General features: G+C 60.4%; 12 protein-coding genes. 3 read left to right on the top strand and 9 right to left on the bottom strand.

What is annotated here, in order from left to right; all coding sequences use genetic code 11:
• Nucleotides 1–24: 24 nt before the first annotated feature.
• A complete protein-coding gene (gene thiD / locus AC1RT6_RS16655; protein ID WP_079446134.1) occupies nt 25–831 on the bottom strand; it encodes a bifunctional hydroxymethylpyrimidine kinase/phosphomethylpyrimidine kinase in 807 nt (268 codons plus the stop codon).
• Between the two features lie 171 nt (nt 832–1002).
• Between thiD and AC1RT6_RS16650 the strand changes: the two genes are divergently transcribed.
• Nucleotides 1003–1248: an Lrp/AsnC ligand binding domain-containing protein gene (locus tag AC1RT6_RS16650; protein ID WP_079446133.1), complete on the top strand. Its 246-nt coding sequence runs from the start codon at nt 1003–1005 to the stop codon at nt 1246–1248.
• Between the two features lie 79 nt (nt 1249–1327).
• Nucleotides 1328–1753: a CHRD domain-containing protein gene (locus AC1RT6_RS16645; protein WP_079446132.1), complete on the top strand. Its 426-nt coding sequence runs from the start codon at nt 1328–1330 to the stop codon at nt 1751–1753.
• Between the two features lie 19 nt (nt 1754–1772).
• On the opposite strand, the gene AC1RT6_RS16640 is transcribed toward AC1RT6_RS16645, so the two are convergent.
• The 6 genes from AC1RT6_RS16640 to AC1RT6_RS16615 all read right to left on the bottom strand — a co-directional run bounded on the left by AC1RT6_RS16640 (nt 1773) and on the right by AC1RT6_RS16615 (nt 10818).
• Nucleotides 1773–4064: a xanthine dehydrogenase family protein molybdopterin-binding subunit gene (locus AC1RT6_RS16640; protein WP_079446131.1), complete on the bottom strand. Its 2292-nt coding sequence runs from the start codon at nt 4062–4064 to the stop codon at nt 1773–1775.
• An 88-nt stretch (nt 4065–4152) separates the two neighbouring features.
• On the bottom strand, nt 4153–5679 hold the full coding sequence (gene murJ, locus AC1RT6_RS16635) for a murein biosynthesis integral membrane protein MurJ (protein ID WP_472789323.1): 1527 nt from the start codon (nt 5677–5679) through the stop codon (nt 4153–4155).
• Between the two features lie 43 nt (nt 5680–5722).
• Entirely contained in the window at nt 5723–6871 is a 1149-nt protein-coding gene (locus AC1RT6_RS16630; RefSeq protein WP_079446129.1) for a DegT/DnrJ/EryC1/StrS family aminotransferase, read from the bottom strand.
• Nucleotides 6872–6887: 16 nt separating this feature from the next.
• Nucleotides 6888–7925, bottom strand: a complete 1038-nt coding sequence (locus tag AC1RT6_RS16625; protein WP_244553435.1) for a Gfo/Idh/MocA family protein — start codon at nt 7923–7925, stop codon at nt 6888–6890.
• Nucleotides 7926–8145: 220 nt separating this feature from the next.
• Nucleotides 8146–9558, bottom strand: a complete 1413-nt coding sequence (locus tag AC1RT6_RS16620; RefSeq protein ID WP_079446185.1) for a mannose-1-phosphate guanylyltransferase/mannose-6-phosphate isomerase — start codon at nt 9556–9558, stop codon at nt 8146–8148.
• 240 nt (nt 9559–9798) lie between these two features.
• Nucleotides 9799–10818 carry an NAD-dependent epimerase gene (locus AC1RT6_RS16615; RefSeq protein WP_079446184.1) on the bottom strand — a complete coding sequence of 340 codons (1020 nt, stop codon included), beginning with the start codon at nt 10816–10818 and terminating at the stop codon, nt 9799–9801.
• Between the two features lie 191 nt (nt 10819–11009).
• Between AC1RT6_RS16615 and AC1RT6_RS16610 the strand changes: the two genes are divergently transcribed.
• Entirely contained in the window at nt 11010–11969 is a 960-nt protein-coding gene (locus AC1RT6_RS16610) for a lysylphosphatidylglycerol synthase transmembrane domain-containing protein (protein WP_079446183.1), read from the top strand.
• Nucleotides 11970–11978: 9 nt separating this feature from the next.
• Here the strand turns inward: AC1RT6_RS16610 and AC1RT6_RS16605 are convergent, their stop codons facing one another.
• Both AC1RT6_RS16605 and rfaE1 read right to left on the bottom strand, forming a co-directional pair.
• Nucleotides 11979–13922, bottom strand: coding sequence for a nucleoside-diphosphate sugar epimerase/dehydratase (locus tag AC1RT6_RS16605; RefSeq protein ID WP_079446128.1), 1944 nt, complete (start codon nt 13920–13922; stop codon nt 11979–11981).
• A gap of 61 nt (nt 13923–13983) precedes the next feature.
• Nucleotides 13984–15453 carry a D-glycero-beta-D-manno-heptose-7-phosphate kinase gene (gene rfaE1, locus AC1RT6_RS16600; RefSeq protein ID WP_079446127.1) on the bottom strand — a complete coding sequence of 490 codons (1470 nt, stop codon included), beginning with the start codon at nt 15451–15453 and terminating at the stop codon, nt 13984–13986.
• Nucleotides 15454–15538 lie beyond the last annotated feature (85 nt).

Below are 15538 nucleotides of genomic sequence, written 5' to 3'. Positions count from 1 at the left end.
AGACACAATCGGACGACGACACCATCAGCCGCGATCGAACCCGTGAAAATGATGAACAGGTCCATGGCCGCGACCGACGTTTAGCCGGTCGGCGGCTGCGATCGCCGCCGTGATGTAATCTTTCGCTTTGCGCACGGCGGTTTCCATGCCGTCGCCTTTGGCCAGACCTGCAGCGATAGCCGACGACAGCGAACAGCCAGTTCCGTGGGTATTTTTCGTGGTGGCACGCGGAGCGGCAAACTGAAGCGTTCCTTGGCGGGTGACAAGATAGTCGACGCTTTCGGGACCATGCATGTGCCCGCCTTTGATCAAGACCGCAGCACAGCCTAGCTCCAGCAACCGCTGGCCCTGCCGCACGATATCGCTTTCACTCTCAGCAACGGGTTCGTCGAGCAGCATTGCGGCCTCCGGGAGGTTTGGCGTCATCAGTTGCGCTCGCGGAGCAAGTGTTCTCCGTAATGCCTCAACCGCATCAAACTCCAGCAGGCGGGCCCCCGAAGTCGCGACCATCACTGGATCGAGCACCACATGCGCGGGCGCCCAGCGCAACAGGCCAGCGACGATGGCATCGATCGTGGCGGCGTGAGCGACCATCCCGATCTTAAGGGCTGCGACATCGAGATCGCTGAACACGGCGTCGATCTGCGCGGTCACGAAATGGGCCGGAACGTGGTGGATTCCCATGACGCCTTGCGTGTTCTGCGCAGTCAGCGCCGTAATGACAGACGCTCCATAGACGCCAAGCGCGGCGAATGTCTTGAGGTCGGCCTGGATTCCCGCGCCGCCGCTGGAGTCGGAGCCAGCGATGGTCAAGGCGATAGGGACTGTCATCGTCTTCTCACGTAAGCCATCAAATCACGCCAGCATAATCAGCGCGGACCGGCAGGGATAGGCAACAGGGTTAGCCAGCAGGCGCAGGCGCGGCGTGCTTTCTCAAGCGCGACCGGTGTGCTCCCGACCTGAAATTGTTATATTGGAGCTTCGTCCTTCCGGAGATACGCGATGGTCCCCTTCTTCGTCCAATTCAAGTGCAAGCTCGGCCAATCCTATGCCGTCGCCAACACGCTCGCCGAAGCCGAGATCGCCTCCGAGATTTATTCCACCGCCGGCGACTACGACCTGCTGGCGAAGTTCTATGTCGATAACGACACCGATATCGGTCACTTCGTCAACGAAAAGGTGCAGGTCATTCCCGGCATTCAGGACACCCACACCATTATTACTTTCAAGGCGTTCGGATCGAAATAGCTGCTGCCGGTATCGGGAACAAACTGCGGAAAGCCTCGTTTGAATTTGCGCCAACTCTGAACACGATGAGGAGAAAACGATGAAAACCGCCGGGATTTCTCTCGCTGCCCTCACCCTCGCCGCTGCTATCACGTTCGCGGGTCAAGCCTCCGCTGAAAAACTGAAAGCAACCCTGAACGGCGCATCCGAAGTGCCCGCCAATACCAGCAAGGGCACCGGAACGGTCGATGCGAATTACGATCCCGCGTCCAAAAAACTGACGTGGAAACTGACCTATTCGGGTCTCACCGGTCCGGTGACGGCCGCCCATTTCCATGGCCCGGCAGCCGCTGGCGAGAATGCGGGCATTGCAGTTACGATCCCCGATGCGACGTCCAGCCCGGCCGACGGCAGCGCTACGCTGACCGACACGCAAGCCGCCGATCTCCTTGCCGGCCAGTATTATGTCAACGTCCACACCGCAGCCCATCCTGGCGGCGAAATCCGGGGTCAGGTCACCAAGTAGGCTTCCGACTCGACCGTCTTCACCGGCTCCGCTGAGCGTTTTGGATCGCCGTCCAGACTCGCTCGGGCGTCGTTGGCATGTCGATGTGGTCGATCCCGTACTCCCGCCACAGGCCATCGATGATGGCATTGACCACCGCTGGGCAGGAGCCGATGGCGCCTGCTTCACCCGCTCCCTTGATCCCGAGAGGATTGGTGGCGCAGGGAACATTGTGGGTCTCGAAGGTGATTGAGACGCCGTCGGCGGCGCGCGGCAGCGCGTAATCCATCAACGTACCGGTGACGAGCTGTCCGTCCTCACTATAGACCGCGTGCTCCATCAGCGCCTGGCCGATGCCCTGCATGGTGCCGCCATGGACCTGCCCCGCAAGCAGCAGCGGATTCAACGTCACGCCGAAATCGTCGACGACCACGTAATTCACAAGTTCGATCTTTCCGGTCGCCGGATCGATCTCGACTTCGACGAGATGGGTACCGTTCGGGTAAGTGCCGTCGGCGCTGCTGAAACTCTCGTCGGCCGTCAGCTTCGATGGATCGGCGCGCTTTGCAAGATCGGTTAAGGAGACGGAGCGGTCCGTACCGGCGATACGGATCGAGCCGTCGCTGATCTCGAGGTCGGCCGCGCTGGTTTCGAGCGCCTCGGAGGCGATCTCGCGGAGCTGCGCGCCGAGCTTGCGTGTCGCCCGCTCGACGCTGACGCCGCCGGACGGAATCGAACTCGACCCTCCGGTGCCGAGACCGGTAGCGACCACATCGGTGTCGCCCTGCATCAGGTAAACCCGTTCGGGAGGTATCCCAAACTGATCGGCGATGATCTGCGCATAGGCGGTGGCGTGGCCCTGCCCGGTTGATTGCGTACCGATCAACACGGTGACGTCACCATTGGCATCAAGCCGTACGTCCGCCCGCTCGCGTCCCATGGTGCCGCAGACCTCGACATAGGTGGCCAAACCGATACCACGAACAAAACCCCGCTTTTTCGCCGCTTCAGCCCGCTTGGGAAATTCCTGCCATTTCGCGATCTCGATCGCGCGCGTCATGTGCGTCGCGAAATCGCCGGAGTCATAGATTTTGCCCGTCGCGGTCCTGTACGGCATCGCTTCCGGTGAAATGAAGTTCTTGCGCCGGATCGCGTCCGGCGTCATTCCGATCTTGCGCGCAGCGGCATCAACCAACCGCTCCACAACATAGGCTGCCTCGGGCCGGCCCGCGCCTCGATAGGCATCGACCGGCACGGTGTTGGTGAACACGGCGCGGACGCGGCAATGAAACGCCTGGATATCATAGAGGCCCGGTAGCATCCCGGCTCCGCTATATGGAATGTCCGGACCAAAGGTCGAGAGATAAGCTCCCATATCTCCCATCAGATCGACGTCCATGCCGAGGAACCTGCCGTCGTGGGCCAGCGCCATACGCGCGGTCGTGACGTTGTCGCGCCCCTGCGAGTCGCCAACGAAATGGTCCGACCTCTCTGCCGTCCATTTGATTGTTCTGTGAAGTTTTTTCGAGGCGACCGCGATCAACGCGTATTCGCGATAAGGAAACAGCTTGGTGCCGAATCCGCCGCCGACATCGGGACAGATCACGCGCATCTTTTCCATCGGTATCTTCAGCACGGACCGGCAAAGGATCTCGCGCAGGCGATGGCTGCCCTGACTGCCGACCGTCAGCGTCAGGTGATCGCGTCCCGCGTCATATTCGCAGACTGCGGCGCGCGTCTCCATAAAGTTGGTGACGACGCGCGGATTGACGATCGAAATCTCGGCAACGGCATGCGCCCCGGCGAAGGCTGCATCCGCCGCCTTCTTGTCGCCGAGCGAAACGTCGAACAGAACGTTACCGACGTGATCGGACCAGACCTGAGGTGCGCCATCCTTCACGGAATTGGCGACGCCAACAACCGAGGCAAGCGGCGTCCATCCGACCTCGATCGCCTCGAGCGCGTCCCGTGCGTGCTCGACCGTATCGGCGACAACGAAAGCGATGGCATCACCGACATGCCGCACCTCGTCCTTCGGCAGAATGGGATACGGCGGCGCGGTGAAGGGTTGGTCAGGCAAACTGAACTGGCAGGGCAAGCCCCCGAGATCGCCGACATCGGCTGCAGTGAGAATCAGGGCAACCCCCGCCAAGCCCCGAGCGCGCGAGGCGTCGATGCTGTATGTTGCATGAGCATGCGGTGAGCGCAGCATCAGCGCGTGCAACGCATCGGACGGCGTGTGATCGTCGGTATAGCGCCCCTTGCCGCGAATAAGGGCATCATCTTCCTGGCGCCGAACGCTTTGGCCTATGCCGAACTTTACGGGAGCCATGGGATCTCCAGCTATGTTCCCGGATTACCGAGATACTGCAGCGGAACACTACCGAGCGCAATGCTCGAGCAACTGTCGGAATCGGAGACTAGACCCGCACCAACGACCTCAACCAGCGCGGACCGAACAGCAGCAAAATCGCGCCGGCATAAACGAGGGCTCCGACGATCATCAGCAATCCGAGCACCGCTTCGTCGCGCATCGCGCTCCAATCCGCAAACTGTCCAGAGGCGAAGCGCGCGGTGAACCACAGCGCCGCTGCGAGCACCGCGCCCGCGATCAGAAATTTGACGAGCGAGACTCGCAACGCCCGATCGACCTCGAAGTATCCTGCCCGCATCGCAAATCCGATCACGAGCAGAAGATTGATCCAGGCCCCGACCGCGGTGGCGAGCGCCAGACCGACCTGCGCCAGCGAGCCCATCAATGCCACCTTGAGCACGAGATTGACTCCGAGCCCGGTGAGCGAAGCTTTCACCGGAGTCGCGGTATTCTTGCGCGCGTAGAACGTGGCGACCGCGCTGCGGATCAGAACAAAGGGGATGAGACCCACCGCGTAGGCTGCAAGCGTCGCGCCGGCCGCCGCCGCATCCGCCGCGGAAAAAGCGCCGCGCGCGAACATCGCCCGCATGACCACATCGGGGACGGCCAGAAAGGCGGCCACGAACGGCACCGAAAACAGCAACGTGAAATCGAACGCCCGGCGCTGCGATGCCATTGCACCTGCAAGATCACCGCCCGTGATCCGCCGCGACATTTCCGGCAGCAGCACGGTGCCGATGGCGATACCGATCACCCCGATCGGCAATTGATTAAGCCGGTCGGCATAATAGAGCGCCGACAGCGCGCCGACCGGGAGAAAGGTGGCAATGATAGTATCGGCAAACATCGCCAGTTGCGTTCCCATGGAGCCGACAGTTGCAGGTCCGAGCGCGCGAAAGAAACCACGTACGTCGGCGTCGAGCGTTGGACGTGTCAGCCGCGGCATCAGGCCGTGACACGCCGCGTCGGCCGCCAATAAAAAATATTGCAAGAAACCCGAGAGCAGCACGCCCCAGGCCGCCGCGTGTCCGGCGCTCGGAAAAAAGGCGGCGAGCGCCAGCGCCATCATCATCGACAGATTAAGGAAAATCGGCGCCGCGGCCGCGCTGGCAAAGCGGTGGACGACGTTCAGCATTCCGCCGTACAGCGTCACCAGCGTGATCAGAAGAAGGTAAGGAAAGGTGATCCGGGTCAGCGAAATGGCGAGCTCGCCGCGTATCGGGTCATCAGCGAAGCCGGGTGCCAGCAATGCGATGACCTGCGGCATGAACAGCCATGCGATCACCAGCAAAATCACCTGCGACAGCAACAGCAGGGTGAAGATGCGGCTGGCGAACAATTTTGCAGCAGCAGGGCCGCCGGCAGAGACATGCGCGTAAGCAGGCACGAACGCAGCGTTGAAAGCGCCTTCGGCAAAAATCGCCCGGAAATGATTCGGCAATCGCAGCGCCACGAAGAACGCATCCGCGACCGGCCCGGCGCCAAGGATTGCCGCGAGCATGATGTCGCGCGCAAACCCCGTCAGCCGCGAGAGCAGCGTATATCCGCCGACGGTGAAAATACGTCCAAGCATCCGGCGTTTCTACAGGATCGCCTTGCGGCGCAAAATGCCGAAGTCAGTTCGGAAGCGCGGCGCGCACAGCCTCGATGATTCGGCCCTGGGTCGATTCATCCAGATAGGGATGCATCGGCAGGCTGATGACCTCGGTCGACAGCTTTTCGCTGACAGCAAGGCCGCCGGCGGCGACCGGGAAGCTCCGATAGGCGGTCTGCTGATGCAGCGACCTCGGATAGTAGACCACGGTCGGAATGCCCTGCGCCTTTAGCGTCGATGCCAGCGCCTCACGGCCCCCATTCGGCAGCCGGATCGTGTACTGCGCCCATACCGAGGTGCAATCCGATGCGACGCGCGGCACGATCGCAACCTGCCCGAGCCCTTCATTGTAGCGTCTGGCAACTGCATTCCGCGCCGCAATCTCGTCAGGGAATATCTTGAGCTTTTCGATCAAGACCGCCGCCTGCACAGTATCGATGCGACCCGTGAGACCCAGCCTCACGTTGTCGTACCTGTCAGATCCCTGACCATGCACACGCACGCTGCGCAATGTGTCGGCCAGTTCGGCATCGTCGGTGAAGATCGCTCCGCCGTCGCCATAGCAGCCGAGCGGCTTGGCGGGGAAGAAACTGGTCGCGGTCGCAAGGCCGAACGTACCCAACCGCCGGCCCTTGTAGGTCGCGCCAAAACCTTGTGCGGCGTCGTCCAAAACGAACAGATTCTCGGCCGCAGCAACTGCCGCAATCGCATCATGATCGGCGGACTGACCAAACAGGTCGACGGGGATGATAGCCCGGGGCTTGAGACCCTGCCGTTTCGCGACGGCGATGCCGTTCTTGAGCGAAGCGATGTCGATATTGAAGGTTGTCTCGTCAACATCGACAAACACGGGCGTCGCGCCGAGCAGCGCCACGACCTCTCCGGTCGCGCAGAATGTAAATGTCGGGCAGATCACCGCGTCGCCAGGGCCGACTTTCTTCGCCAGCAGCACCATCAACAGCGCATCCGTGCCACTCGCGCAGGCCACCACATGCTTCGCGCCGCTGAAAGCCGCAAGATCGGCCTCCAGGCGTGCGACCTCCGGACCGTTGATGAACTGGCAGTGCGTCAGGACACGAGCTATCGCGTCATCGATACGTTTACCCAGGCGACGGCGCTGTTCGGCGACGTCGATGAATGAAATCGCCTGAGAAGGCATATGCTGCTGCATTCTGTGCTCTGGGCTATCAGCCGGCAGCACGGCGCACTGTCTGCACCGGCGGAGCGACGGGAGACTGGTCTTGCAGGCACTTGATCGCGATCGCGAGGCTGGCGACGCCTTCGGCGCCACCCACGGCCGGAGCTTTGCCCGAACGCACCGCATCAACAAACGCGATCAGTTCGGCGCGCAGGGGCTCGTCATGACCTACCGGAAGATGCCGCATGGAGTAGCTGCCGTCCGGCTGAAAACCGAAACATTCCGTGACCTGGCGAGTCAGCAGATCACCCATCACGTACTTGCCGCGGGTTGCGACCGTAACGTTGCGGGCCTTGAACGGCGTCAGCCAGTTCGTATTGATGTGCGCGAGCACGCCGGACGCGGTCCGGAACTGAAGCAGCGCGATATCCTCCCGCTCGGCGACCGCACAGGAGAGCTGGGGCTGGACGTCGACAATTTCGGATTCTGTAAACCAGCGGATCAGGTCGATGTCATGCACGGCGAGGTCGATCACAACACCAACATTCGACATGCGCGGCGGAAATGGCCCGACACGCGTGATCGCGATCGAGAGAATATCCTCGCCCCCAATCGCCTGCTTGATGGCGGCGACCGCCGGGTTGAAGCGCTCGACATGGCCGACCATCAGAGTCAAACCAGCACGGTGCGCCGCTGCGACGATCTTAAATCCCTCCTCGACCGTCGAGGCTATCGGCTTCTCGACCAGAACATGAACGCCGCGCGCGATACAAGCCAGCGCGAGTTCACAATGAAGATGTGTCGGCGCAGCGATGGTCACCGCGTCGACGCCGGCGGCGAGTAGCTCATCGAATGTCCCGAAGGTTCGGCACCCGGTCATCTCGGCCGCACGGGCACGATGCCCGGGCAAGGGGTCAACAATGCCGACGAGCCTGACGCCCGGAAGACCGGCCAGCACGCGGCCGTGATTGCTGCCCATGACGCCCGCGCCGATCACGCCGACGCGCAGCAAGCGCTCGGACGCTGCAGTTTTCAATGCAGGCGGCTTTAATGCAGACGGCTTCAGTGCAGATGGCTTGGAACTCATCAGGTACCCCAAAAAAAACGGCAGCCTAGGCACCCCCGAACCCGACCGCGCGTTCTCCCTAGCACGCCATAACGAAAGAGGCGATTAGAGGAATAACAATCCCAACACGTTTTGATTCAAAGAATTACATAACATTGTGGCCGGCCGAACGAAGAACAACACCTTTGGATACGGCAACAGTGTGTCCACAGATTAGCCGATTCGGTGCCCGAGCCGTAGCTCAGTTTCGCCGATAATCATCCTCGATCCGGACGATATCGTCGTCGCCAAGATAGCTGCCGGTCTGCACTTCGATCAGCTCCAGGGGAATCTTGCCCGGGTTCTCCAGCCGGTGGACGGCTCCAATCGGGATATAGATCGATTCGTTCTCGTGCACGATCTTGACAACGTCATCGACCGTCACCCTCGCCGTACCGCGCACCACGATCCAGTGCTCCGAGCGATGGTGATGTTTTTGCAGCGACAGCCGGTCGCCGGCCTTCACGGTGATGCGCTTGACCTGATGCCGCTCGCCCCTGTCGATCGACTGGTAAGCGCCCCAGGGCCTATGGACCCGCAGATGTTCTTCCGTGACCTGCGGCGCAAGGCCCTTCAACTTCGCCACCAGACGTTTCAGCCCGCTGGCGTCCTTCTGACGCGACACCAGCACGGCGTCCTGCGTCGCTACCACAACGAGATCGTCGACACCTTCCAGCGCGACCAGTGCTTTATCGGTCGCGACATTGCAGTTGCGGGAATCCTCGAACACGGCGATCCCCTGCGCCGCATTGCCCTGACCGTCCTTGTCCGACAACTCCCAAACCGCATGCCACGATCCGACATCTGACCAGCCGCAATCAACCGGCACCACGGCCGCATGAGCGGTCTTTTCCATTACGGCGTAATCGATCGAAATTGCTTGCGCCCTCGAAAAGGCCTCCGGATCGAGCATGACAAAACCAAGATCCCGGCCAGCATGGGATACCGCATCGGTCACCGCGGCGACGCTGTCTGGATCGACGTTGCGATATTCATCCAGAAGAACCGCTGCGCGGAACATGAAGTTGCCGCTATTCCAGAGATACCCCGCCTCAAGGTAACCGGCGGCGGTTTGCGGATCGGGCTTTTCGACAAACGTCGTTACCACTCGCACCGCGCCCGCAATCGCCGCGCCAGGGTTGATATAGCCGTACTCGGTCGCCGGCCGCTGCGGCCGAACGCCGAAGGTTACGATGCGGCCACCATTGGCGGCAGCTAATCCCTGGCGGCAGGCGGAGACAAACGCTTCGGTGTCGCGGACAACGTGATCTGCGGCGAGCGCGAGCACGACGGCTTCACTGTGACGCATTTGCGCGAAGATCGTCCCCGCGGCTATCGCCGGCCCCGAATCGCGCCGTGCCGGCTCCAGCAGAATGTCCGCTTCAAGCCCCATCTCAGCGAGTTGTTCAAGCACCATGAAACGGTAGGCGGCGTTGGTGACCACGATCGGCCGCTCGAACAGCAAGGGATCGGACACCCGTCGCAGCGTATCCTGAAACGTCGAACGCGGCCCGAACAACGGCAGAAACTGCTTCGGACGCCCCTCCCGCGAGGCCGGCCACAGCCGGGTTCCCGCACCGCCGCACATGATGAGCGGGACGATACGCTCACTCACAGGACCATCTCCGTATGCTGATTTGTCCATCCCGATTCCGACGTTCGCAGACCCTTAGAGAAAAATGGAAACCGGTTTTCGGATAAGATCATGTCAATCAAAAAGTTAAGGCCAGAGTCTGATTCAACGCAGTTGGATCAGACTCTGCCGGCCATCTTGATGCGAACCCGGATCAAAGGGACGAGGGAAGCCGTACGATGAAAGGCACTCAATCGGATCACGCAAACCCCGACGGCCGCACTAATTGACCCGATGATAACGACAATACCAGGCTGCAAAACGATGAATACCATCTTCCAGTGAAGTCGAGGGACGGAAACCGACGTCACGGGCAAGATCATCGATGTCAGCAAATGTTGCCTGTACGTCGCCGGGTTGCATCGGCAGCAGTTCCTTTTGCACGGATCGTCCGAGAGCTTTCTCCAGCAGGGTGACGACGCTCATCAATTCTGCCGGTTTGTTGTTGCCGATATTATAAATTCGCCATGGAGCCGAACTGGTCCCCGCATCCGGAGCATCGCCCGACCAACTCGCATTAGCCTGTGGCGCATGATCGATCAGGCGGACAACGGCTTCCACCACGTCATCGACGTAGGTGAAATCCCGTTGCATGTTGCCATGATTGAACAGCTTGATCGGCTGCCCTCCGACGATCGCGTCGGCGAACTTGTAGAGCGCCATGTCCGGTCGGTACCACGGGCCATAGACCGTGAAGAAACGCAAGCCCGTCGTCGGAATCCGATAGAGGTGGCTATAGGCGTGCGCCATGAGTTCGTTGGACTTCTTCGTCGCCGCATAGAGGCTGACGGGGTGATCGACATTATCATGAACGGAAAAAGGAAGCTTTGTGTTTGCGCCGTAAACAGAGGACGATGAAGCAAACAGCAAGTGAGGACAGCAGGCGTGCCGACATCCTTCTAGGACATTCGCAAAAGCCGTGAGGTTGGAATCGACGTACGCATGGGGATTCTGCAATGAGTAGCGAACGCCCGCCTGCGCTGCGAGATGGAGCACGACCGAAAGGCGGTGTTCAGCGAACAATGCGGCCGTCGCCTCACGATTGGCCAGGTCGGCTTTGACAAAACGAAAGTGTGAATCCTTGCGCAAGATTTCGAGCCGGCCATCCTTGAGTGCAGGATCATAATAATCGTTGAGACTGTCAATGCCGATAACCCGATGCCCCTGCTTCAGGAGTCGGCCGGCGACGTGAAATCCGATGAAGCCCGCCGCGCCGGTAACCAATATCGGATAATCCGACAATTTCACTCCTCAGGAACTGTGAGCCGCGGCCCACGGGGTAGCCCTGCCTCGTTATCCATGGCATCGCAGGACCGCAATACCCCGCTGTGCACGACTATTGCCAGAGGCAATCCAAAACCATACCAAGACAAGACGTCCACTTTGTCCCGAAGAGCCCGATGGCCAACTTAACCTCGGCACAGACAAGCGCAATGCGCCAAATTCTGCTTTCAACGGCAAAAATACTGATTTCGGCTGCCCTGCTCTACCTAGCGCTCCGTAAGGTCGATATCTCTGACCTCCTCTCGCGCCTCGGTTTCACCAGCGCCGGCTGGATCGCGCTCGGCATTGTCGTAACGCTATTGCAGGTGTTCGCCAGCGCCATGCGGTGGCGTGAAATCAGCGCCGACTGCGGCGCCAGCCTCTCGGTCGCACAGGCGGTGCGCTATTGCATGATCGGCTCGTTTTTCAACCAGACCCTGCCTTCATCGATCGGCGGCGACGCCATGCGGCTCTGGCTGGTCGGACGTGGTCCGGCCGGTTGGCGGGCAGCGGCCTATTCGATCTTCGTCGACCGCGCGATTGGCCTGATTGCGCTTGCCCTGCTGATCGCCGCGAGTCTGCCGTGGAGTTACCGTCTGATCGGCGATCCCCAAGGCCGGCTCGCATTGCTGTTCGTCGATCTTGTCGCGCTCGCAGCCGCCGGTGGTTTCCTGCTTCTCGGTAGATTGCATTGGCACTGGCTCGGACGTATCCGGGCCGTGCACCATCTTCGCGCCTGCTCGATCATCACGAACCGTGCCATCTTCAATCGAGAGCGCTGGTCGAAGATTGCGTTTCTGTCGCTGCTCATCCATATCCTCGCCGTGGTGATTGCATGGTGCGTTGTGAAGGCAATCGCCGCGCCAATCCTTTTCAGCGAGATTTTCTTGCTTGTCCCACCGGTCATGCTGATTACGATGCTGCCGATCTCGATAGCCGGCTGGGGCGTGCGCGAGGCGTCCATGGCTCTGACTTTCGGATATGCCGGACTGGCGACTAGCGAAGGCGTCAATGTCTCGCTGCTGTACGGCGCGGTGTTTTTGGTCGTAGGCGCGCTCGGGGGACTCGTCTGGATTTTCAGCGGCGAAAGAAGTCAGAAAGGATCGACCTCAATCGAGAGTGCCGAATAACGCAGCGGTTCATCGCGACATATCGGGCGCGAGAGGCGAGGTTTGCGCGGGATGCGCGCCGAACTCCGGCACGGCATCTTTCAGGATCGATCGGATCGCCAGCTTGTTCTCGCTCGCGACGGCTTCCTTTAGAACCGCAACCCACTCGCGAACCGTGTCCATCGGCGGCTCGTTCGGCTTTGCCGCCAAGATCCCCGATAAGCCGATCTCGATCGTCGGCTCCTGGCTTGCAAACAGGATTTCGTTCAATCTTTCGCCCGGCCGCGCCCCGGTAAAAACAATCTCAATGTCGCTGTGAGGCTGCAGGCCGGACAGGCTGATCATGCGTTCGGCCAGATCGACGATCTTCACCGGCTGACCCATATTCAGGACATACACCGAGACATCATGTCTTTCCGGCATCGCTGCATGGCTGGCCGCGGTAAGGACGAGATCGCAGGCTTCGCGGATCGTCATGAAGTAGCGAACCATGTCCGGATGCGTGACTGTCACCGGACCGCCGGCTTCGATTTGCGCCTTGAACTTTGGTACCACCGATCCGTTCGACGCCAGCACGTTGCCGAAACGGACTGAAATCAGCCGCATCGGAACTTTGCCGGCCGCACGTGCCGCCAGTTCACGATCCAGCGCCTGACAATACATCTCGGCAAAACGTTTGGTCAGCCCGAGCATCGACACCGGCTCTATCGCCTTGTCGGTGGAGATCATCACCATGGATTCGGCACCCGATGCCAGCGCGGCATCGGCGACATTGACTGAACCGAAAATGTTGGTCTTGACGCCCTCGCCCCAGTCCCGCTCGAGGATGGGAACATGCTTGAGCGCAGCCGCATGAAACACGATGTCGGGCTTGAATTCGTTCATCAAGCGCATCAGCCGCTCGCGATCACGAATGTCAGCAATGCGACCTTCCACCACAGCGGCTCGGCTCGTGGAGCTGAACTCCTCCACGATCGCATAAAGAGCAGGTTCAGAATTTTCGACGATCAACAGACGGCTCGCACCAAACGTCACGACACGTTTGCAGATTTCGGACCCGATCGATCCGCCGCCGCCGGTCACGACAACGGACTTGTTCTTGATCAGTCCTTCGAGCCGTTCATAGTCGATGGTACGGCTTGGGCGAAGCAGAAGATCTTCAACGGCGACCGGCGTCAGGCGCGGAATCTCCCCTCCCTCCCCTAGCGAGGGCAGCCGGCTTACCTTAAGGCCTAGTTTGCGGCCGTAAGCGAGAACCGTTTCCGGCTGGGCGTCGGGCTCGAAGGCGGAGGGCGTCATGATGATGCGCTTGATCGACGTCTGCCTTTCCGCAAAATCCGTTATCACCTCTTCGAGTTGATCCACTCCACCAAGGACGGCAACGCCGCGTATCGTCTGACCAATGTCAGCGGCCGACGGCGACAATAGGCAAACCGGTCGCAATTGCTTGACCGCGCCACTCTCGACCGAACGCAGGAGAATTTCGGCATCCGCAGCGCGTCCGACGATGATGGCTGGCGTTGCGTCGTCGGCCCTTACGTGAACAAGGGTCCGCTTGTAACGAAAATACCGATAGGTAAAGCGCGTAGCTGCGAGCAGAAATATCTGCAACAGCCAGTAAAGTATGATCGTCTTCTTTCCAAGAAAGAACGTGCCATAAAGATTGGGGGCGATGATGACGTAGTCGAAGACCAGGATGACGAATGCCAGAAGCGAGGATGCCTTGACGATATTGAGGGCGTCCACAAGGGAAATGAACCGCCATTTTGTTGTCGTCAGGTTAAAGACATAAAAGATAACGCAGCTGATGGCCAGGAAATAGGGCAGCGCTTTCAAGAGCAGTGGCAAGCGCAGGGCAAAATCATGATCATCAAAACGGAAGTAACAACTCACGAGCACCGCTGCCACGACCGTTATCAGGTCATGCAGCGCGATCAGAACATTTCGGGAAGTAAACTTTCGGCGCGGATTCATGAGGCTTTGGTCCGGACAGTATAAGAAACGAAAACACGCCGGCCACTGCGGAGCAAGACTCTCATGCTCGGCCTCCTGCGCGCTTCACCAGCGACGTCGTACTGAATCCTTTCAGAGTATCGATCAGCACCACTTCCCCGCCTCGTGCAGTAACTAGCTCCTGACCGACGACTTGCTCAAGAGAATAATCTCCGCCCTTGACGAGCACATTCGGCTGGATTCGCTCGATCAGGTTCATCGGCGTGTCCTCTTCGAAAACCACAACGAGGTCGACAGCCTCGAGCGCAGCCAGAACTTCTGCGCGCGCCCGCTCATTCTGGATCGGACGGCCCTCGCCTTTCAGCCGCATCACGGACGCATCGCTGTTTAATCCCACGATCAGCCGGTCGCACGTAGCGCGTGCTCCGGTCAGCACCTTGACGTGACCGGGATGCAGGATATCGAAACAGCCATTGGTGAAGCCAATTCGCAGACCTTGCGCACGCCACGCCGTCAGGTGTTGGTCAAGGTTGACCGTCGATTGCGCGATTTTCTCTTCGGCGGCCAGAGAGGCCGGCGGCAGAATATTGCGGCGCAGTTCCGCGAGCGTGACAATCGCAGTCCCGCTCTTGCCGACGGCAACAGCAGCTGCGGCGCTCGCTGTCCGCAGCGCGGTTTCCCAATCTGCGCCCGCGGCAAGCGAAACCGCGAGCGTGGCGACGACAGTATCGCCGGCGCCCGTCACGTCGCGAACCTTGACGGTGTGCGCGGGAACATGGATGACCTCGCCCTCGCGCGGCACCAGCGTCATGCCATGTTCGCTTTGCGTCACCAGCACGGCCTCACCATCGACGAGCCGCATCATTTCGCGAGCCGCTGCCGCAATGCTCGGCTGATCGTCGGCGCGGGTGCGAGTCGCATCCGCAAACTCCTTGCGGTTCGGCGTGAGCAACGTGGCGCCGCGATAGATGTTGAAATTAGCGCTCTTCGGATCGACGATCACGCGCTTGCCAAGCCGGCGCGCAGCATCGATGACGTCGCGGATTACCCGCGCTGTCAACACTCCCTTGGCATAGTCGGACAACAATACGATGTCGGCGCGTGGCAGTTGCGGCAGAATGGCATCGATCAAGGTCTGCTCCACCGCCCCGGACGCCGGAACGGCCATTTCCCAATCGGCTCGCAGCATGTGGGTCGAAAAATGCTCCGAAACAAAGCGGACCTTGCGCGTCGTCGGTCGCGCCGGATCCGAAATCAACAATGGTTCGATCAGGCGTTCCCGCGAAAGCGTGGCCCGGAGCCTCTCGCCGGCGTCGTCCTCACCCGCCAATCCAACGAAGATGCAGCGCGCACCGAGCGCGGCGATATTGCGCGCCACATTGCCGGCCCCACCGACGTTGGTTTCGCTCCGCTGAACCGCGATGACCGGGGCGGGCGCCTCCGGCGAAATCCGCGAAATCTCGCCGTACACGAACTCGTCGAGCATGAGATCGCCGACACAGAGGACCGTCTGGCCGGAAAAGCCATTCGACAAGTCGTCAAAATCGATCATCAAAACCCTTCACCTGTTGCTGGAGTCTGATGCAATCGCATCAACCAGACCCAAGCCCATCCTTCGGTCGAGCATGATCTTATCC

It is taken from the genome of Nitrobacter sp. MLSD-S21 (assembly GCF_058809865.1).
This window is presented reverse-complemented; position numbering and strand designations above follow the sequence as displayed.